The organism is Mucilaginibacter terrenus (genome assembly GCF_003432065.1).
Taxonomy (GTDB): domain Bacteria; phylum Bacteroidota; class Bacteroidia; order Sphingobacteriales; family Sphingobacteriaceae; genus Mucilaginibacter; species Mucilaginibacter terrenus.
In genome coordinates this window covers 1476526-1496348 of record NZ_QWDE01000001.1, presented here as the reverse complement: position 1 = coordinate 1496348, position 19823 = coordinate 1476526, and the positions used below count along the sequence as shown (strand labels likewise).

The 19823-nt window shown below is 41.9% G+C and carries 16 protein-coding genes; 3 read left to right on the top strand and 13 right to left on the bottom strand.

What is annotated here, in order from left to right; all coding sequences use genetic code 11:
• Positions 1 to 37: 37 nt before the first annotated feature.
• From DYU05_RS06575 to DYU05_RS06555, 5 genes are all read right to left on the bottom strand, one after another.
• Positions 38 to 1309: a DNA-processing protein DprA gene (locus DYU05_RS06575; RefSeq protein ID WP_117382159.1), complete on the bottom strand. Its 1272-nt coding sequence runs from the start codon at positions 1307 to 1309 to the stop codon at positions 38 to 40.
• Positions 1310 to 1311: 2 nt separating this feature from the next.
• The gene (locus DYU05_RS06570) at positions 1312 to 3405 is read right to left on the bottom strand and encodes a DEAD/DEAH box helicase (protein ID WP_117382158.1); all 2094 of its coding nucleotides are present in this window, start codon (positions 3403 to 3405) and stop codon (positions 1312 to 1314) included.
• A 289-nt stretch (positions 3406 to 3694) separates the two neighbouring features.
• Positions 3695 to 4810 (bottom strand): S1/P1 nuclease, encoded by a 1116-nt coding sequence (locus tag DYU05_RS06565; RefSeq protein ID WP_117382157.1) that lies wholly within the window; start codon positions 4808 to 4810, stop codon positions 3695 to 3697.
• On the bottom strand, positions 4810 to 5013 hold the full coding sequence (locus DYU05_RS06560) for a hypothetical protein (RefSeq protein WP_133300184.1): 204 nt from the start codon (positions 5011 to 5013) through the stop codon (positions 4810 to 4812). Before DYU05_RS06560 ends, DYU05_RS06565 begins: the two co-directional genes overlap by 1 nt.
• A 233-nt stretch (positions 5014 to 5246) precedes the next feature.
• On the bottom strand, positions 5247 to 5843 hold the full coding sequence (locus DYU05_RS06555) for a YceI family protein (protein ID WP_117382155.1): 597 nt from the start codon (positions 5841 to 5843) through the stop codon (positions 5247 to 5249).
• Positions 5844 to 6459: 616 nt separating this feature from the next.
• On the opposite strand from DYU05_RS06555, the gene DYU05_RS06550 reads away from it, so the two are divergent.
• On the top strand, positions 6460 to 8415 hold the full coding sequence (locus tag DYU05_RS06550) for a sigma 54-interacting response regulator (protein WP_205771809.1): 1956 nt from the start codon (positions 6460 to 6462) through the stop codon (positions 8413 to 8415).
• Position 8416: 1 nt separating this feature from the next.
• On the opposite strand, the gene DYU05_RS06545 is transcribed toward DYU05_RS06550, so the two are convergent.
• From DYU05_RS06545 to DYU05_RS06525, 5 genes are read right to left on the bottom strand one after another with little or no spacing between them, the layout of a single operon-like run.
• Positions 8417 to 9097: a YoaK family protein gene (locus DYU05_RS06545; protein ID WP_117382153.1), complete on the bottom strand. Its 681-nt coding sequence runs from the start codon at positions 9095 to 9097 to the stop codon at positions 8417 to 8419.
• Positions 9098 to 9103: 6 nt separating this feature from the next.
• Entirely contained in the window at positions 9104 to 9529 is a 426-nt protein-coding gene (locus tag DYU05_RS06540) for a DoxX family protein (RefSeq protein ID WP_117382152.1), read from the bottom strand.
• Positions 9530 to 9536: 7 nt separating this feature from the next.
• Positions 9537 to 11432, bottom strand: coding sequence for an amidohydrolase (locus tag DYU05_RS06535; protein ID WP_117382151.1), 1896 nt, complete (start codon positions 11430 to 11432; stop codon positions 9537 to 9539).
• 2 nt (positions 11433 to 11434) lie between these two features.
• The gene (locus DYU05_RS06530; RefSeq protein WP_117382150.1) at positions 11435 to 12790 is read right to left on the bottom strand and encodes an alginate export family protein; all 1356 of its coding nucleotides are present in this window, start codon (positions 12788 to 12790) and stop codon (positions 11435 to 11437) included.
• Between the two features lie 22 nt (positions 12791 to 12812).
• Complete coding sequence (locus DYU05_RS06525) at positions 12813 to 13478, bottom strand: hydrolase (RefSeq protein WP_205771807.1); 666 nt, start codon at positions 13476 to 13478, stop codon at positions 12813 to 12815.
• Between the two features lie 304 nt (positions 13479 to 13782).
• Between DYU05_RS06525 and DYU05_RS06520 the strand changes: the two genes are divergently transcribed.
• Together DYU05_RS06520 and DYU05_RS06515 are read left to right on the top strand one after the other, a co-directional pair.
• The gene (locus DYU05_RS06520; protein ID WP_117382149.1) at positions 13783 to 14064 is read left to right on the top strand and encodes a hypothetical protein; all 282 of its coding nucleotides are present in this window, start codon (positions 13783 to 13785) and stop codon (positions 14062 to 14064) included.
• A gap of 7 nt (positions 14065 to 14071) precedes the next feature.
• Complete coding sequence (locus DYU05_RS06515; RefSeq protein WP_133300183.1) at positions 14072 to 14446, top strand: hypothetical protein; 375 nt, start codon at positions 14072 to 14074, stop codon at positions 14444 to 14446.
• On the opposite strand, the gene DYU05_RS06510 is transcribed toward DYU05_RS06515, so the two are convergent.
• From DYU05_RS06510 to DYU05_RS06500, 3 genes are all read right to left on the bottom strand, one after another.
• Positions 14443 to 16395, bottom strand: coding sequence for a sigma 54-interacting transcriptional regulator (locus DYU05_RS06510; RefSeq protein WP_117382147.1), 1953 nt, complete (start codon positions 16393 to 16395; stop codon positions 14443 to 14445). The genes DYU05_RS06515 and DYU05_RS06510 overlap by 4 nt on opposite strands.
• A gap of 8 nt (positions 16396 to 16403) precedes the next feature.
• Positions 16404 to 18527 (bottom strand): tetratricopeptide repeat-containing sensor histidine kinase, encoded by a 2124-nt coding sequence (locus DYU05_RS06505; RefSeq protein ID WP_117382146.1) that lies wholly within the window; start codon positions 18525 to 18527, stop codon positions 16404 to 16406.
• A gap of 132 nt (positions 18528 to 18659) precedes the next feature.
• Positions 18660 to 19760 (bottom strand): sensor histidine kinase, encoded by a 1101-nt coding sequence (locus DYU05_RS06500; RefSeq protein ID WP_165852013.1) that lies wholly within the window; start codon positions 19758 to 19760, stop codon positions 18660 to 18662.
• Between the last annotated feature and the right edge of the window lie 63 nt (positions 19761 to 19823).

Here is a 19823-nt window from a genome sequence, read left to right as displayed (position 1 = left end):
TCTATGCCGTAAAAGTTGTAGTTGAACGTTGATACTGCTAATTTTTATTCAATTTTATTTGTTTTTCTAAGGCCCAGGTTGATTTTTTGTTGTCTTTTACCTTGACTGCTATTTCGTTGCAGACTGCCAAGTCTAACCAGACTTCGACTTGTTTCAGGGTAAGTTGAAATTTGTCACATAAGTCTAATTTATTGATGTGAGAGGCACCGAATGTTCCAAACCACTGTAATAAAAAGAAATCAAAGCTGGTCATAGTATTTATATCCATCCAGACCGTCTGCTTGTTGCTTTTATCTTTAATGTCCTCAGGGATTGAATCGGATAGGAAATCATTTTTCTGCTCATTGCTTTTGAGTTCTGCAGTGGTTGAAAATAAGTTTTCAGAATGTTCAATTGAATTTGTAACTAGATGTTTTACATCGAGTTTTAACGAATCGCTTAACCAGCGTCCGCCCAATTTAACAATTTCTTTATTGCCTTGGGTAGTGGATTGGCAAACCCAAAGTTTTGTCCAATTATTTTTTAAATTTTCTTTTGCACCTTCCCATGTACCCCCTTTAACATCGGAAATTACAACTATCGATGCTTTCGAAAACGCATAGATTAACTTGTTACGTCCCATGGCATTGCCGGCGTTAAAACTGGCTTCCGGATTATAGGGACTGATCAGGACTAACTGATTTTTTATTATGTAATTGCGAAAGGTGGAACTCGTAGATTTTTTGATAAGGGAATCAGCTAAGAAGCCAACAGACTTACCTCCTGATTTTAGTGCGCCAAGCATAGCGGCTTCATCGACACCTTTAGCACCACCGGATACAATCCCAAAGTTTTGTTGATTTATTTGTAAACCTATATTTTCTGACAAATGCAAATCCTCATCTGAAGCATTTCGAGATCCAATTACACCTACAAAATGCCCGTTCATTATACTTTGATCACCTATGCCGAACAGGATATTGGGTGCCGCGCCCTTCAATCGGTCTTTTAATACTTGTGGGTAAGTTCGATCACCTCTACTAATAATCCAAACGCCGGCACGTGACCATTTATCCAACGCAATTGCCAAGGCTGTCTTTCTCTCCAGTAAGCCAGCGAGACGGTTTCTGCTGATGGACTGGTCATTCCAAGAGTTTATTAATGAAAATGATTCTCCAGATAAAAAGGCTTCAGGAAAGATATTTTTTTGCTGCAGCCATTTGACCAATTTGTTCCACTCGGTTAAGGACAGGGGTTTATTTTCTTTGTCTAGGTCTTTAGAAAGGTAAGAAGTGAACAGCAATATTGCTTTTGTTCTTTCTGTGATCATAATTAATTTACTGATGTAGATGTAAGGGCGACAGGATAAACTAAGCCACTTCCTGATTGACGTAACAAAGCAGCAATTATAGTAAATGTCCAGCCAGAATCTGTCGCATCGTCAATTAATATTACCGGTTCATCACTTATATCGCCGTCAATGCCAAATACTCCATCAAGATTACGGCACTGAAATGAACTGTTTGCCTGTGCTTTCTGAGGTTCAGTTTCTTTTACTTTCACAACTACCGGAAGAAAGGGAATTCCTAATTTTTCTCCAAGTCTCCTGGCAAAGTTTGACACTAATTCGGGATGTCTATTTGAAGGAACACAAGTAATCCATCGCGGTGCAGGTTCAGGGTTCCACCTTTTTTTTATCATTTCCTCCATAGCATCAACAAGTTCATCACGAAAATGTCCTTTGTGCTTGTCGGTAGCTACCATACCTCCCCAACCAGCATCTTCCCACTGTGATAGTACCCTACCAACTTCAGCCCGTAGATGAAAAGGTAAAGCTCGTCCCCAACCATAGCTCGGCAATCCCCCTGTAATGAGCAGTTTGCGGGGTTCCAGTGGAAACTCTGAATTTCTTAAAAAAAGACCTGCTTCTAAAATATACTCCCTATTCGGCTGGCCGCTGAATATTGCTCTTTTTAAACAAGAGCTGCATCTCCCACATGGAACTTGAGATGTATCGTCCAAGGCGTTTTGTAGAAAATTCATCAAACAACCGCTATAATCGATGTATTCCTGGACTTGTTGCCATTCTAATGCTTTTTGGACAGTGAGCCGTGAGATTTTCTCCTTGTCAATTACATACTCCACAGCTGTTCTGTACCATCTCGTGCCAATTTTAGTGATAGGGGAGGGTTGTTCAACACTCAAATATTTTAATACCTGCTCTATTTGACCTTTTCTAAGATTTATATTATCTGTAAGATTGTCCACAGACAGCCCGTCGTTTTGTTCAAGTATGCTTAAAATCGTGTCAACTCTTGCTTGGGAAGGAAACGCAGATCTAATAAAAAACTGATGAATTTCTTCGTCTTCTCGCCCTGCAAGGAGAACACCATAAGCTCGATCTATAGCCCGCCCTGCACGACCAACTTGCTGGTAATATGCAATGATTGAGCCGGGTGCCTGGTAGTGAATGACAAAGCTAAGGTCTGGTTTGTCATACCCCATTCCCAGCGCAGAGGTAGATATTAATGCCTTAATTTTATTATTGTACAGCGCGTCTTCTAGATGTCTGCGGTAGTCGTCTGCAGTTTCATAATCTATGTGCGTGACACTTCCATAATAAGCGGCAACATAAATCCCGTGACTGTTTAAATAATCAGCGACATGAATCGCGTCACGAATCGTAAGTGTGTATATTATTCCGCTCCCCGATATTTTTGGCAAATTCTCCCTCAGCCAGGCAAGCCGTACCGCAGGATCATCCAAATTTATATTTTGCAGAATCAAGCTATCTCTAACAAGAGAACCTCTTATAATCTCGATATTTCCCAGTTGCTCGGAAATGTCATTCATAACCCTTTTATTGGCAGTAGCGGTTGTGCCAAGAACAGGCATGCCGTCTGGCATAAATCGTAAAATACTGGTAATCCTTCTATAATCAGTTCTGAAATCATGTCCCCAATCAGAAATGCAATGCGCTTCATCAACAACAAAAAGGCCTATTCTATTTGCTATGGGTCTCAAGATGTCATCCATAAAACCGTCGTTAGCAAGCCGTTCAGGGGATATGAGCAATGCATCAACATCATTGGCTAGTACTTGCTTTTTAATCGACTGCCATTCAGCTACATTAGTTGAATTAATAGAAACAGCCCTTATTCCCAGGCGACTAGCAGCCTCCAACTGATTCCTCATTAAGGCAAGAAGCGGTGATATGATTATTGTAGGACCTTTACCTTGGTTTCTCAATATTCGGGTGCTGATAAAATAAACTGAACTTTTGCCCCAGCCGGTTCTCTCAACAACTAACAACTTTTTTCTGTGATTAACTAATTGGTCTATAGCTTCCCATTGGTTTGTCCTGAATTGAGCAGTCGGGTTATCAAGTGCTTTCCTTAATAAAATGAGTGCCGAATTTTTGTCCATGTGATAATGTTAGGTTTTCGCTAATATATCAACTTACATGAATTATCAAAGAAGGTAACCTGCACAGTTCAACAAATTTATAACAGCAGATTTAAAACGTCGCGCCTGTACTAGTCTCTAGAGACATTTATTATATTCAAAAATGATTGAGAGGGCTCGGCTTCAGTTAAATCAACGACAGATACTATTGAACTAGCCTGAATAGAGGTCAATCAAAATTGCGTTAACAACAACTATATCGACCAGTTACAGCCGACATCCCCTAAATATCTGGATCAACAGTTGTTTATCAAAGGTTGATTTGCGACTGTTCAGAAATTATGATTTCCGGCGAACCTTTATACTCAATAACCTCACCGGTAACTGTTATCGTCTTATCTGTAAGGGTTAACCTCAGCTCTTTAGCTTTACCTTTCAAAACCACCGTTAATAACTGATTTGGGTAAGCTGCGCCAAGATTTACTAATACCATACTTCCAATATCTTTCAAATCGTAGACCTTACCTGAAACGGACACCGTTTTACCTACAAAATTACTCACATCTTTGAGAGCAACGTTTCCAACAATGATCCCTTTGGTTGCATTGTTCTCAAGCGTTTTCTTCAAATCAACATTTTCACCCCCCTTAGGCACTGTCTTAGAGGTCAATAATTTATTAAGTTCTCCGGCCAGCCGAACTCCAGCCTGGTCAATGCGCTTATGAATTACCTGTATATATTTTTCGTAGTAAGTATTGTTTATGTCTTGCCCCGATTTTGAGCTTCGGTAAAGTTCGCTACTGATTTGATAGCTTTCCCAAAGCCATTCAATCGGGCTGTCTGATTGCCATTGCCTGATTTGATTGGGAGTCGCCACATCATAATTTTTAACAATGTCGGCCTCGCTTAATCCTTCATTGTCAATTAGTTTGCTGTCCCAGAGACTGTGTAGATTAGTTCCTTTATTATCAAAACGAACTTGAATGGTGTTGCCGCCTTTATCTTCTTTTCGGCTGACATGCATAGGTTGATGTGCGTCGCCAACTAGATGAATCAGATATTTGAGGGCTTCATTTTTTTCTTCAGCAGACAATTTATTATCTCTTAAGCTTGCCTCTGTTTTAAGAATAGCCGAGTAAACATTGTTATCGCTTTGCAAAACCCGTGCTTTGAAAGCGTCACGGCTTAAATCTATGGGTAAATTTAAATAATGCCAGCCTGCAGTTTTATGATTTCTATTTTCGTCTGCCCATGTTGCTACTTCAGCCATTGGCTCACCATTTAAGTAACCGGAAACGACATAGGCCGTATTGCTGGTCAAGTGTTTTTGTGCGATGGTCGCAATGGCACGATGACCTTTATAACCCCAGGATACCAACACTAGTGGGCCAAAGCACAGTGCCACACTTAATAATTTTTTTTTCATTAAATGAATTTGATCTGCGCTAAATATGGCCCTAATTGTTGCCTGGAAGTGAAGGCTTGAATGTCGATAATTTTATTTTTTTTAACCTCGTAAAATATTTCTGCATAGAAAGCTTTTACGGAGTAAAGTTGAATGGTCAAACCATCTGCATGGCGCTCACCAAGGAACGTTCCCTGCCAAAGCGCTTCAGCTTTATCATTCATATCCAAGGTGTTGAACTCATATAAAGTCATCGGGTAAAAGTACAAAATTTTGATTGCGGCCAGTTCATAAAGGGCAAGATGGTCTTAAGTAAGCTTAATATGAACTTGCTAGTATGACTACACCGAAACTACACACTGGAAGATTGTTCTCAAAAATTTTAAGCTTCACTGAACAAGAAAAAGCCGGCCCAGAGATCCGAGCCGGCTAACCATCCTACACTAATCAACCTATTTTACTTTGTAGCGACGATGTTGATATTCAATATAAAATCGTCGTCGATCGCTTTGTCCCCGATACTATCAAAGAAGCTTTTCGAGCCATAACGGATATCATATTTGGTACGATCAACCTTAACGTTGACGGCTTTTGCAGTTAGCGTATTACCATTGATAGTATAAGCGCTCATAAATGTTATCGGCTTTGTAATTCCTTTAATTGTTAAATTTCCGGAAATATTAATGTTACCGTTTTTTGCGTCATTGATGCGGGTGATAACAAATTGTGCTGTAGGAAATTTGCTAACACCGAAAAAATCGTCCGATTTCAAATGACCAAGAAGTTTGGCATTGTATTCAGCATCGGTTAAATCTTTATTAGTGATGGTCGTCATATCAATCACAAAGATTCCTTTCGATGGAACGTTATTACTTGTTGTGATCGAACCTGATGAAAGTCTTAATTCTCCATTGTGTTGCCCACCGATCTTTTTACCATTCCATTCAATCACACTTTTCTGGGTGTCGATTTTATAAGTTTCAAATTTTACTGTCTTAAAGGCTGAAGCAATTATCATTACTGAGGCCATTATTACTAAAGTGATCTTTTTCATATTTATTTTTTTAATGAAGCAAAGGTAGCTTGAAATAAATGTTTAAACATCTAATTTTTTAAACGTGCTTTTTATTTGACAATTGAGATGAAAGTGTTAAGAAAGATAACTTTACAACAGCGATATTTCGCTGCCTTAACAACGAAATATCGATGTTTTTTCAATGGCTCAATCAAGTTGTGAATTCGTATAGGCGATTTTGGCACTATTAAAAGACTTCTTTTGCCTTAACCAGTCGAGTCATGTTAATGGCAAGCTTTGTGATAGCTGACTAACGTTTAGGCAGTAAAAGTTCTCTAGAAATGGCCCGAGCGTTTTAAATCAGGGGTTGATTAAAGCCGACCGTTATTTGATTATACGCTACTTTATAAAAAAATTGGGTACTTCAAGCCTTAATAACTTAACCGCAGACATGTCAATACTTATTGGAACTTAATCATCTGATAGCGAAGGATGCTGCCGGTCTGCCATAAGAGTATAATGTTGTAAACTTTTTCTCTGCATTGAGGCGTCAGCGTGTTCAAGCAATCAATATAAAGCGAACCAAAGTTTAAATTAAGCAGGGCTGCCAATAAATGTTATATTTAAAACTCAAATTTTAGTAGATCTGAAGATTGTGGATAGAAAACGCATACTGATCGTTGAAGACGAATTTATAATAGGGGATGTGCTGGCTAACATACTTAAACAGGCAGGTTATTCTGTCTGCGGAATCGCAGACAGTGTAAACGAAGCTCTTCAAATGTTAGAGGAATATAAACCTGAGTTTGTGCTGCTGGATATTTACCTGAAAGGAAAGCTAACGGGCATTGACCTTGCAGGGACGCTCACAGATATGAATATTCCCTTTATCTACATTTCCGCAAATTCTAACCAAAAAGTCTTAGACGCCGCAAAAATGACCAATCCTTACGGGTTTGTTATAAAACCGTTCCGGGATAAAGACGTACTGACAGCACTCGATATCGCGGTTTATCGACACGACAACCTCTTGGAGAACGGATCACGGCAAACAGCGCATCTACAAAAAAAAGCAGCAGAGATCCTTGCTTCTTCCCAAACCTGGGAACTGAAGATGCTACAGTTCGGGAAGGCGGTTCAGCCATACATACCTTTTGAATTCCTGTCTTTCGGCCTGGCACAGGACAATCATGATACTTTTTATGAGTTAGGCTTTTACAGGACAGGGTATGATGAATATCAGGTGATCGGCGTGAACGAATTAATGATGATCACAAGTTTGAAATTGAATGAACTAGTACGTTTAAAGTCAAATGACATAAAAGGCCAGATTGCGACGTGGTATGATGGAAATGAATTAGATGCTTTGCTGCAATCACCCTCCCTGAAAAAAGTTTATACTGACAAATATCATTTACGTTCGCATTTGACTCTCCCTGTGATGTTGCCGGGAGGCAGAGTAGCTTATTTCAATTTTTACAGTCGTCGTCCTGATGCCTATCAGCCGGATCATTTGCTGTTATGTAACCGGTTTCAGCCTGTGGTAGAAAATTTTACGGATAAAATGTTAAATCATGAGGATAGTCCACTGTCATCAGGCAACGAAAACTACACGAAAAAACAGCCTGCAGTCATTTCTTCTCAGCCAAATCCCTTCAGTGGCATTATCGGTAACAGTTACTTGCTGCTTAACGTATTTGACAATGTAACTCAAGTCGCCAGAGCTGACGCTTCAGTGCTGATCCTTGGGGAGAGTGGTACAGGAAAAGAGAAGATCGCAGAGCGCATTCATGCATTGTCATTACGTAAAGATAAACCATTTATAAAAATTAATTGTGCGGCGCTTCCCACATCTCTGATAGACTCTGAACTTTTCGGTCACGAGAAAGGTGCATTTACAGGTGCGCACGAAAAAAAGATCGGAAGATTCGAACAAGCCCATTCCGGTACGATATTCCTCGACGAGATAGGGGAATTGCCCCTTGAATCACAATCTAAGCTCTTACGGGTACTGCAGGAAAGAGAAATTGAACGTATCGGCGGACGTACCGTCATAAAAACGGATGTACGTATAATTGCCGCGACCAATCGTGACCTGACCAAGGAAGTTGCTGAAGGCCGTTTCAGGCTGGACCTATTTTACCGCATCAACGTTTTTCCTATCGTCATGCCGCCATTAAGGGACAGAAAGGAAGATATTCCTGACCTTGCTAATCACTTTCTTGCAATTTATGCCAGGAAAATAGGCAAAACAGTCCGAGGCATCTCTCCACAGGTCCTTGAAAATATGACTAATTATCACTGGCCCGGCAATATCCGCGAACTGGAAAACCTTATTGAAAGGAATGTACTGCTGACTAAAGATGACATGATCACCAATATGGCATTACCAACTCAATTAGAGCCTCACCAACATTCAACTTCAGCAACTCCGGAACCAGTGATCAGTACAATGAGTGATGGCGAGCGGGCTCATATTATGGCCGCCTTGAAAAAGTGTAACGGAAAAATTTGGGGTGAGGGCGGAGCAGCCAGTCTATTGAACCTGCCTCCGACCACCCTCAATTCAAAAATGAAAAAATTGGGTATCCGTAAAGACTTTGGTGCATGATCTACTGATCGGCTTGAGTTGTAAATCGCTTGCCGACAATCAGCCAGCCAAATAGCAGCCCACCTGGTAACAACACAGATGCAAGTCCGATTTGCCGTGCTATTAACGCGCCAGTCAGGCAGCCAACTAAAAAGCCAAAGATTAAGACTGTCTGTTTGCCGAAGCTTGACCAGCTTTCCGAACTTGAATTTTTATCGGTAATCCCGGTGACCAAATCCAAAGACGCTTGAGTTACGTTACCTGTCATCACCGTTGTCAGGCCATACGTGGCTTTACTGTTCAATTTGCCAAAAGTATTTTGAAAGGCCATACCGATGATAATCAAAGCTGAGATTAATTGTAATTGCCAAACAGATCCTTGGCCGACGTTCAAGACGATCGATAGGATACCGGCGATCATTAGCAGTATGCTTTCGAGGACTAGAAGGAGAAATTTATTAGATGATCGCTTTGCAATCCTTCCACCGACCATTATCGATAAAATGAATAAAGGAAAACTGAGAAGCTTGCGCCAGCTGTGCGGATCTGCATGCCGGATAAGGTCATAAGCAAAAACAATAAAGTTGCCCGTCACATGTGCAGAAAAAAGTTCACCAGCTGCAACGAAAGTTACGGTGTCACAAAAGCCCGCTGCAAAGGCGAGCAGCAATGAGGTGTTCCTGATGACGTTTTGATTTTCCATAGCGTATTATAATAATGAAGATAACTGACGGTCGATAGAAACGCTGCCTGGTCCCATAAAGAGCAGGACTAAAAAACATAATGTATAAATATAGGGGACGTCTCGTACCTCAGGTGCATCTTTACGGTGAACAACAAAGTAGCCTACTGCGGTTACTCCTATAGTAGGCAAGATAACCAGCCTGGTCGCAATTCCTAAGATCACAAAGGCAGGGACAACGGTGTCCGAAAAGGTTGCAACAAAGCTGTTCAATCTTTCGGGCAAATGGAAAGGATTGGGAACAACCTCCCGCCAGCCGTTGCTGAGCCTGAATTTCTTCATGCCGTGAACGGCAAATAGTTCGACAGAAAGCAAAACCCGAAAGCCACATAACGCCCAGTTATTGAGCTGGCTACCTGCATCTGAATACAAAAGAGATTTGATCAATTCCATTGCCTGATTAAAATGCAAAACATGAACACCCAAATACGCCCCAAAAAGCCTGAAAATCATTTACCGGAATCTCGCTTAGTCTGGCCTGGTTGTGATCGTGGCCATGAAGATTACAACTGCCTGAGCATTGATGAATTTTTGCCGTTACTAGTTGCTGCTGCAACGCCAGCTTCGCTTTCCTGACTTCGGCGAGTGCCTGTTTGCCTTTAACGTTATAATAACCATGGTTGTAGTTGTTCGGTGACCAGTCTGGAAGTATTGGAACAGACGGAGGGTCATATTTGGAAAAAAATCCTGCGGCATACACAATTTGCCCATCAACTATCGTAAGTTCCGCTTCAATTGATTTAATCTCCTCTTCATTGACAGTAAATAAATCACGGTCAAGAACAACAAGATCTGCCAGTTGTCCTTTACTGATACTGCCTTTTTTCTGCTGCTCGCCTGAAAACCAGGCGCTTCCCCGGGTATAAATTTCTAATGCGGTCGCCCGGCTGAGCCGATTTCTTTCATCATAAAGCTGCAGTCCGCCTATGGTTCTGCCCGAGGTAAGCCAGTATATACCCAGCCACGGATTGTAGCTGGATACACGTGTAGCATCTGTTCCACCGCCTACCGGGATGCCCATTTCCAGCATATTAGTGACAGGTGGGGTTTGTGCGCTTTTCTCTTTGCCATAACGATCGTAAAAGTATTCTCCCTGGAAAGCCATCCTGCTTTGAATGGCAATGCCGCCGCCCAAGGCTTTTACCCTTTCCATATTTTTTTCGTCAATTGTCTCTGCGTGATCGAATATCCAGGGAAGTCCGGCAAATGGTATCTCCTTATCAACTTTTTCGAAAACGTTTAGGAACCGGGAAATACTTTCATTGTAAGTTGCGTGAAGTCTGAATGGCCACCGGTTTTCAACAAGGAGACGAACAACACGCTCTAACTCTTCTTCCATGGTCGGAGGGAGGTCAGGCCTTGGCTGAAGAAAATTCTCAAAATCGGCCGCTGAAAAGGTGAGCATTTCTCCGGCACCATTGTGGCGATACATGTTATCGCCTTGGTAGAGCTTAACATTTTTTGTCCATTGCTCATAATCCTGTTCCTCTGCCTTTGGATGCTGGGTAAAAAGATTATAGGCAATTCGGACAGTCAGCTGCTTCTTATCATGAAGTTCACTTATGACCTTGTAATCGTCGGGATAATTTTGGAAACCTCCCCCTGCATCAATTACGCTGGTGATCCCAAACCGATTCATCTCTCTCATGTAATGCCTTGTGGAATTTACTTGATATTCATAAGAAAGTTTAGGGGCCTTAGCCAACGTAGAATAAAGTATCATGGCGTTCGGCGTCGCCAGGATCATGCCTGTAGGCTCACCATTAGCACCGAACTCGATTAGACCCCCAACCGGTGCCTTTGTTTCTTTTGTGATGCCAACTGCCCTTAAAGCGGCACCATTCAGAAATGCACGATCATACAAATGCAGAATGAATACAGGGGTGTCCGGCGATAGGTCATTTATCTCCTTTAGTGTAGGCATACGCCGTTCGGCAAATTGATATTCACTCCAGCCACCGATCACACGAACCCATTGTGGCGATGGCGTTCGCTCTACCTGATTCTTCAGCATTTGCAATGCATCCGCCAAAGAAGGAACACCGTCCCAGCGTAACTCCAGGTTATAATTTAAGCCGCCGCGTATGAGGTGCGTATGAGAATCATTGATGCCGGGTATCACCCGTTTCTTTTGCAGGTCGATCAGCATAGTGTCATCGTCGCAAAGGATAAGTATGTCTTTGTCACTTCCGACAGCTACAAATTTTCCATCTGTAATGGCAACTGCTGTTGCCTCAGGATTTTCACAATCTACGGTATGAATCTTTCCGTTGTATAAGATGGTATCGATGTTCATTTCTAAAATTTATAAGTTATAGTAGATCCTGTCATTAGAATATCCTTTCCTGGGCCTGATGCACGGATGAAATCGCCCGCATTGAACCATGTTAGTTCTTGTCGTAAATACAAATGTTTATTCGGTGAATATTCTAACGTGCTGCCGAGTTGCCAGCCGATGTATCTGGACTGCGAGGGGTTGCCGCTGTAGATTAGCTTGCCATTTACAGCATACAGGCCATCATTTTTACTCATGCGCCAGAATAGGTCACAATCTTCGGTGAATACAAGATTTTTAGAGATATTCAATTCAACATATGGATGTGCATCAAGTAAATTGGACGGTCCGATCAAGGCAGCCAATCCAAAATATGCTCCTTTTGGAAATAATGGGTTAAATGTGTTCAACCGACCGTCTCTCATTTGCCGGTCGCCGCTGATAGCTTCCGTTTTTACACCAATTTTCGGCTCCAGCCCAGAACTTTTTAGGGTATAGGATATGTTCGCAGACATGGTCCAAGCAGAAATCCTATCGTTATTAAAATTCCCAAATTGGTAAACGCCTTCCAAATCATACTGCCATAATGTTGTGCTAGCCCAGATTCGACTGCCAACGGAATGGCGCATCTCCAATCCTTTGCCTGCTTCAAAAACCGCGGTTTTTTTTCGTACTACAAGGTAGTACAGGTCAATATTACGCAAGAAGGGAATATTAGTAAAAGTGCTGTAAGCGCCCCAGAAACGCGTGCCACTGTTAATCCTGTCATCGAAAATATCGGGTCGCGCAGTCACATAATAGGAAAAGAAAAGATCAAACTTTGAGTGTCCTTTTGCGAACATAAATTTTGCCGCGTCAAAGGATTGTCGGTTATTCGGTGCCTCCCGTACCGATACCAGCCGTTGAGAGCCGTATGATAATTCCTGCCGGCCAAGTCTTAGCGTTAAATTGTCATCGCTTAGGTCAACGAAAGCCTGATGAACGTCAAGCAAGTTTTGGTCAACCGGAGAAGGGGATTCAGCTTCACCATTGGCAAGGCTGCTTTGCAATTGTACAAATGTCCTGAAATGATTTCCCGCATGAAAATCAATGTGTCCGAGATAGCGGGTCAGAATAAATCCGTCGTTCTTTTCAGGAGCGGCTCCCCAATCCTGATTGTTAAAGTGAAAATACTGGTAACGTACCTCTCCGCCAAAGCTGAAAAAAGATTCTTTATTCTTGGAAACAGGCGCGAATTTTAACCGTTTATACCAGCTATCTGAGGTATCAGTTGTGAGATAACGGTAATCCTCGTCATAACGCAACTGTTTAAAGGGTACGTTTTGCGCCAAGCAAATTTTGGACGCGAGTAGAATTAATATAAAAGCAAAGTTTTTCATTGGGCGTCGATTTAAGACCTACTCAATGACTTAAGAAATGATGGGCATACTGAATGCCCACACCATACCCACCTCCATGCTTGGTAGCTAGCGCCATCACCTCTGTGTAGGTTTCCTGTCTTGCCCAGTCGCGCTGCAACTCCAGGAGATATTGTAAAGCTGTCATAGGGCGCGCGCCTGCCTGTAACATCCTCTCTATAGCACGTTCATGCGCTTCGGCAGATACATCGCCGCAGGCGTCTGTGATGACGTATGTATCAAAGCCCTCTGCAATCGCGGACAAGGTGGGTCCAACGATACATACACTTGTCCACAGGCCGGCGAAAACCAGTTTAGTATTACCGTTTTCGTTGATCGCATTGTAGGCGGCCTTATCTTCCCAAGTATTCATTGATGTACGGTCAATGTATCCGACGGTTGCCTTTGGATAAACTTCTTCGATTTCCGGGAACACAGGTCCGCTGAAGGATTCTTCTGCTACCGTTGTTACAATTGTGTGGACGTCGAATATTTTTGACGCGCCTGCAACTAGGCCTGCATTGTTTCTCAATGTCATGATGTCTATACTTTTGGTAGCAAAAGCCATCTGGCCTTCAAAATCTATCAGTACAAGGGTGTGATTGTTTGGTGTGAGCAGTTCCGGTGATGGTTTCATACGATTAAAATTTTTATGGTTAACCTCACTCATGCTTCCATCTTTGTGCCCGGTAATTAATTACTTGTAAATCAGTTTGATATGATTCTTTAACTTTTTTTGATTGCTTTATATCATAATCGGGAGCAATCATTCTACGAAATAGCGTTGTTAGTTGACGTCTTGAAATTATGACGAAGACAAAGACGAATAGAACGACAAACTTTATTTCGTTGCGACGTCGACTGATTTACGAAATGAAGTATGATGAATTTTGTAAATAGTTATTAATAAACTGTTATTCAGATACTTGTGTTTTAGGAATGCGCATTGTATAAGTCATTTTAAAATTCAGACTATGAAGACTCAGATATTTAGAAAGATGAATTCAGAACTGACGAACTGGGTGATCCGGCTTCATCAGATTGGCTACACTGATGATTTCCTGCCCTTGAATCCCCGGGAAGTTCAGTGTGTTCAAAACGGTGAAAGCTTTTTAATAAAAGATCTTCGCGTTAATTTGATTGATTGCAATTTCGATCAGTTAACGAACACCTACCAGTATATCCACACTATCGACACCGGAATTGGGCACCGGGGCCTATTGATAACCAACGGGATATTAGGCCTTGTTAATTAGATAGCTCATGAACAGAAACTTTACCTTGTGCCGGGCAGCGTCAGCAGATCTGCGTCAACGCATGATTTCCAAGTTGAAGGCAGTTTTTGGATGCAACAACAAGATCCTTCATTATATTGCAATCAATAATTCCCAATCGTTACCGCAGTACGAAGGCACGACCGTCGAAAATGTTTTAACGTATCCCGAAACAAATCTGTGTTATCAGGTCTGGTTGGCTATGGATGTGGAGGATCGGCACACCGTACTAGCAGCATTCCAAGAATTATATTCTTCGTTGAAACTAGCCAACTACGGAAATCGAAAAACATTGATTTTCTGCACTATTTTTCTTCTCGAATTTCCCGCATTAGTAGGTCAAGAAAGGGAATGGCCAGACTAAAGGCCATTCATGTGATGTCTGGTTATACCCAGTCTTTTCATTTTGGAATTGAGCGTGGTGGATGGAATTTTCATGATTTCTGCAGCTCCACCGGGTCCGGATATCCTTCCATTACATTGTTTTAAAATCCGTAGTATGTATTCACGTTCGTTATCGTCTATGGATTTCATCCTGGTTTCTTCCACGCGTTCGATAGTCTTATTTCCTGCGTTTACAATGCTGACTTGCTCGATTACATTGCCTTTTGTCAAAAGCACGTTTCTTTCAACAACATGTTCCAGTTCCCGCACATTACCAGGCCAGTCATAGTTTCTAAGATCAGTCAGCGCTTGCGGTGAAATTGACATGCCCGGCTTCCCAACTCTCTCACTAAATTTGCTGATAAAATGTGCAGCGAGTTCGGGAATGTCTTCCTTACGGTCTCTTAAAGATGGAAGTGTTATCGGAAAGATATTCAGGCGATAATACAGATCCAGACGAAACTTTCCCGCTGCGACATCTTTTTCCAGATTACAATTAGTAGCGGCAATTACCCGGACATCCACTTTGATCGTATTTCTGCCTCCAAGCCTCTCTATTTCTTTTTCCTGTAACACTCTTAAGAGTTTAGATTGCGACTCTAATGGCAATTCGCCGATCTCATCAAGAAAAATTGTTCCGCCATCAGCTTGTTCGAATTTTCCGATCCTACGGTCAACGGCTCCTGTAAATGCACCTTTTTCATGGCCGAAAAGTTCGGATTCTATCAAGTGTGCCGGAAGGGCAGCACAATTCACCGTTACCAAGGCTTTGTTACGACGCGAGGAAAATGCATGTATGGATTTAGCAAAACGTTCCTTCCCTGTACCACTTTCACCAAGGATGAGTACCGAGGTGTCCATAGGCGCCACAAGTGTAAGGTGGTCAAGTGCGGTAAGCAACAGATGGCTTGTCCCGATTATTCCGTCAAAAGCAGGCTTAGATGAACCTTTGGATGTTAGAGTTGGAGCTTCTGTGATTTGCCTGGTGATAGCCGGTTCTGGAATATCCCTGGCCTGACGGAAGCAGTCTTCCAGCAGGCTGAGTTTGCGTTGTAACCTTTTAATGAGCGAAAGATGACGGTTGTTATAAGTATCATCCTTGCGACTGTAAAAGGAAATGGTGAAACCGTTGTGACCTTGTACAGGAACGTGTGCGTTCAGGTTTGCATTTACACCGAATGTCTTCGCAATCAAAGCCTTTTCAGGATCTTTGCTGCAAAGTTCGCGAAATGATAGACCGTTGAAAATCGCTGTAATCTGATCTGCCTGCGAAGGTTCCATGATCTTCATGAGCTCCTGGCGCCGGGTTCCGGCGACCGTTATCAGGTCATCTATTCCAATAATCTGATACTCATTGAATCCAAGTCTAAGGAAAGATCTGCCACGGTTGGCTAGATCATCGGCGTTTTTCATCCCGATAGCAAGGTAATCGTATGGAATATGTGATTGCAAAAGTTTCGCTGACTTCAAAAGCTTTTGTTCAGCCGGACCATTTTCATTTACGATATCCACCAACGCTCCCTCAAGTAAAAGCTCGCTGTTTCTTCGGGCTAGTGCGTTCTGTTCGTGAAGATAGCCGGCAATCTCCAAGCTTACCAGCACATCTTTTTCACGAAAGGGTTTTACCATAAATCCGTAGGGATTAGTGGACTTAGCCTCTTCCAAAATTTTCTGATTTGAATTTGCAGATAAGTAGACAAATGCAATATCCAATTCTCCAAGATGCCGGGCCAAATCGATGCCGGTCAGTTTGCCTTTTAAGTGGATGTCCAGGAGAACCAGTTCCGGCTGAAATTTTTTGATCATTCCTACTGCCTCATCGAAGGAATCTGCAATACCACAAACGTGATAACCTGCATGCTTCAACATAAAAGAAAGGTCATCCGCTATAATAAATTCATCTTCTACAATTAGTATCTTTTTTTCCATGCGTTTGATTAAACTGCTTTTAAAAGTTCGTCACTGTTAAATTCAACATTGACCGTCATACCATCCCCGGTTTCTATGCTTAATTCCCCACTGATCTGTTTACTCAATCCACGCATTAAACTCATACCCAATGACTTTTTTTTAAAAATATTAATGGTGTGAGGTAGTCCTACACCGTTATCCCGGATGGTTAGGACTGTGGTATTATTTGCCAAATGCCTAAGACCGATGCTGATAGCACCCTGTCTGTCATCAGGAAATGCATATTTGATGGAATTCGTAATCGCCTCGTTTAATATCAATCCCAACGGTACTGCTCTTGTCACATCCAGGCTTATAGAGGAGATCTCCATCGAAAAAATAATTCGGTCAGCAGTGAAAAAACTGTCCTGTAGGTAAAAGACAAGATCGCGGATATAGGCGTTCATGTCGACCAGCGCCAGGTTTTCCGATTGATACAACTTTTGATGAATAAGGGATATAGACTGCATCCGATGCTGACTTTCCCTGATAGCGCTGTATGCAATATCGTTATCTAGATATTTTGACTGTGTACTTAATAAGCTGATAACTATCTGAAGATTGTTTTTCACCCGGTGGTGTATCTCTTTCATTAGCCACTCTTTTTCAGCTAGTAGGGCATCCTTGACATTGATCAGACTTGTCAGTGAATCATTTTGACTGTCAATTTCCGTTCGCTGTATTTTAAGTTGCTTGTTTAAATTGCGCTTTATCAGGTAGCCACGATAACTGATGATCAGCAAAAAGATCAGTAATATCGTACTACCGGCGATTAACCATTGCATTGCCCGCTCCTGTTGAAGTGTTGTTTGTTTGAGACGAGTATGGGACCCCAGCAGGCGAATCCTTTCGTTTTGATTTTTTATTTCCTGATCCCGCCTCTCGACCTCATATTGGATATGTAATTGCGCGACCTGACGGCTTTGACGTATATTCCATAAAGAATCCTGGATCTCTGTCGCTTTGCGGTAATTACGATAGGCACTTGCATAATCATGATGAAGTGAGTCCAGCTTTGCGGCCATTGACAGCGCTGTTGACATTGCAAAAAGGCTGTGTTGTGCTTCGGCAACTGATTCAAGAATGTGGAGATGCTTTCGTGCGAGAGCATCTTTTCTGGTCGCCAGATAATAGTTGGAGAGTGTAGTCTGGATTATTTGTTGGTCATTCCCAACCATTGAAACCTTATGGCTTAATACGTTTAATCGATCTGCATAAAGTTCACCCTCCTGAAATCGTTTCAACTTAATCAGGCAATTAAGGAGGCTGTTATCCATAGACAATGGAGATGCTGCAACAGCTTTAGGAAATCTTCGTTTAACACCATTAAGCATGGATACGCATTGCTGATAATTGCCCTCATTAAAAAGTACCTGGGCAATATTGATATAAAGCCCTATCTGCGTTTCGGCATCATTTAATTTACTTGCAACAGTTAAGGATTTTTTATAGTAGCGCTGAGCTTCCTCAAATTGCTTCAATCTGAAATAAGTGATACCAACACGATTATATACTGCACAGGCTTGCATCGAGCTATCTTTAAGCCGTTCACAGATTTTTACGGCATCCAAACCATATCGAAGTCCGTTATTCAGGTTTCCTAACGCTGAATATACACTCCCTAAAAGATCGTAAAGTGCCTCCTGATCTGCGGCTTTTATAAAATCTTTCAGTTTTAGCGCCTGAAGCAGGTACTTCAAAGATTTGGAAAGATCACCTTGTATCTGATAAAAATCGCCGAGTACCTTAAGTGTAGCTTCTTCCCTTGCCTTAGCCGAAGATCTTCGGAATTCAGTCAAAGCCCATTCGTAATATTTTATCCGGACGTTCAAATCGCGACCACCAAAGTATTGATAGTATTCCTCCATATTTAAAACGGCTTCTGCAGCTTCTTTGAAGTCGCTCATTTTTACAAATTTGCCATGAGCAAGCCGCAGACAATCCATTGCCCCGACAGAGTCCTTTCTATCACGGAGAACCCTCGATCGCGTCAGAAAATAATGGGCTTGTTTACTGCCTGTTATTCCCGAATTTGTTTCCTGAGCTTCGCCATTTAAAGTAAACAGCGCAAGCATCAATCCGACGATAATTCTGGTATTCAGCTTACCCATTATTTTTGTAATTCAAGTCCTGACTTGGATAAGCAACAATTTCTCCCATTTTATAAGAACTTGATTAGTAAGTTGTTAATCTAAAAAGTTTAGTTCTTTTACGTCATTTCGTTATTGACTAACGATATATCGTCATTTGACAGAAGGGATTTGTAACTTTAGAAAAAATCCTTTATCGCGAAGAAAAACTGGGATACCCTCCATTTCTTCACACATCTTCTTGATCAGGTTGATTCCCATCGAAGAACAACTGTTAATGTCAAAATCTATGGAGAGACCTTTTCCATTGTCACCCACCAGCATGCAGAACCCCTGGGATATTGTTCCCGTCAATTCAACTGTGATTGTTCCATCGCTTTGCACATCAAAAGCATGCCGTAGAGAATTCGTGAGCATTTCATTTATGATCAGACCAAGTGGCACGGCCTTCAAAACATCCATTTCTATATCTGCTACTGAAACCTTAAATCTGGTATAGTGCGATGTTTCAAAGCTTTGACGCAGATAATGCAATAATTCTTGCACATAGTCTGCAAAGCTGATAACAGCCCGGCTTTCTGACTGATAAAGTTTGTGGTGGATGAGCGCTATAGTTTGCATACGGTGTTGACTCTGCCGGATAGCAGCAGCAGTTTCCGGGTCGTTAAGATAAGCTGACTGTGTGTTCAGCAAGCTGATAACAATCTGAAGGTTGTTTTTTACCCTGTGATGTATCTCTTTGATCAATAATTCTTTAACAACTAAAAGCTGATCTTTTTCTTTAGCGGCCTGCTCTAAAAAGATATTTTTTTCCAAAATGGCAACATGCTGGCGTTCCATGACGCGATTCCCAAGCATCTTTTGGCGATATTGCCAAATGGTACCTGACAAAATGAAGACGACAAACGATGCAGCGACCATTATGATCAATCGTATTTGTTTTGTCTGAAAAACGGATCTATCGATCATGTCATTCTCGGTATTAAGCAGCTTGATATTTCTTTCTTTTAAACGAATAATCATCTCCCTCTTTTTTGTCTGAAACTGTCTCTCCAGGCTGCTGGCCTGGCTTTTTCCATAGTCAAAAAGCAGTGAATCTTTCAGCGAACGGTAGGCATGCCATCGTTTGAGTGCATTAAGGTAATTTCCGGCCACTGAATCTGCCCGGCTTTCGGTGTATAACCGCTGTAGTCGCAATGAGTCTCCTCTCTGCGCGCCACTGCGTCCAGGCAGCACCATAATCAATAGGATCATTAGGGACCTTATCATTAAGGTGACCGTTTACACAAAGCAGGCCAATTGGTTTTCCGCTTTGAA

Excerpts from the sequence above, each read along its gene's own strand:
- DYU05_RS06555 (WP_117382155.1), bottom strand. The coding sequence starts at position 5,843 with ATGAAAAAGATCACTTTAGTAATAATGGCCTCAGTAATGATAATTGCT.
- DYU05_RS06510 (WP_117382147.1), bottom strand. The coding sequence starts at position 16,395 with ATGGAAAAAAAGATACTAATTGTAGAAGATGAATTTATTATAGCGGAT.
- DYU05_RS06520 (WP_117382149.1), top strand. The coding sequence starts at position 13,783 with ATGAAGACTCAGATATTTAGAAAGATGAATTCAGAACTGACGAACTGG.
- DYU05_RS06540 (WP_117382152.1), bottom strand. The coding sequence starts at position 9,529 with ATGGAATTGATCAAATCTCTTTTGTATTCAGATGCAGGTAGCCAGCTC.
- DYU05_RS06525 (WP_205771807.1), bottom strand. The coding sequence starts at position 13,478 with ATGAGTGAGGTTAACCATAAAAATTTTAATCGTATGAAACCATCACCG.
- DYU05_RS06535 (WP_117382151.1), bottom strand. The coding sequence starts at position 11,432 with ATGAACATCGATACCATCTTATACAACGGAAAGATTCATACCGTAGAT.
- DYU05_RS06530 (WP_117382150.1), bottom strand. The coding sequence starts at position 12,790 with ATGAAAAACTTTGCTTTTATATTAATTCTACTCGCGTCCAAAATTTGC.
- DYU05_RS06500 (WP_165852013.1), bottom strand. The coding sequence starts at position 19,760 with ATGATCCTATTGATTATGGTGCTGCCTGGACGCAGTGGCGCGCAGAGA.
- DYU05_RS06575 (WP_117382159.1), bottom strand. The coding sequence starts at position 1,309 with ATGATCACAGAAAGAACAAAAGCAATATTGCTGTTCACTTCTTACCTT.
- DYU05_RS06505 (WP_117382146.1), bottom strand. The coding sequence starts at position 18,527 with ATGGGTAAGCTGAATACCAGAATTATCGTCGGATTGATGCTTGCGCTG.
- DYU05_RS06565 (WP_117382157.1), bottom strand. The coding sequence starts at position 4,810 with ATGAAAAAAAAATTATTAAGTGTGGCACTGTGCTTTGGCCCACTAGTG.
- DYU05_RS06515 (WP_133300183.1), top strand. The coding sequence starts at position 14,072 with ATGAACAGAAACTTTACCTTGTGCCGGGCAGCGTCAGCAGATCTGCGT.
- DYU05_RS06570 (WP_117382158.1), bottom strand. The coding sequence starts at position 3,405 with ATGGACAAAAATTCGGCACTCATTTTATTAAGGAAAGCACTTGATAAC.
- DYU05_RS06560 (WP_133300184.1), bottom strand. The coding sequence starts at position 5,013 with ATGAATGATAAAGCTGAAGCGCTTTGGCAGGGAACGTTCCTTGGTGAG.
- DYU05_RS06545 (WP_117382153.1), bottom strand. The coding sequence starts at position 9,097 with ATGGAAAATCAAAACGTCATCAGGAACACCTCATTGCTGCTCGCCTTT.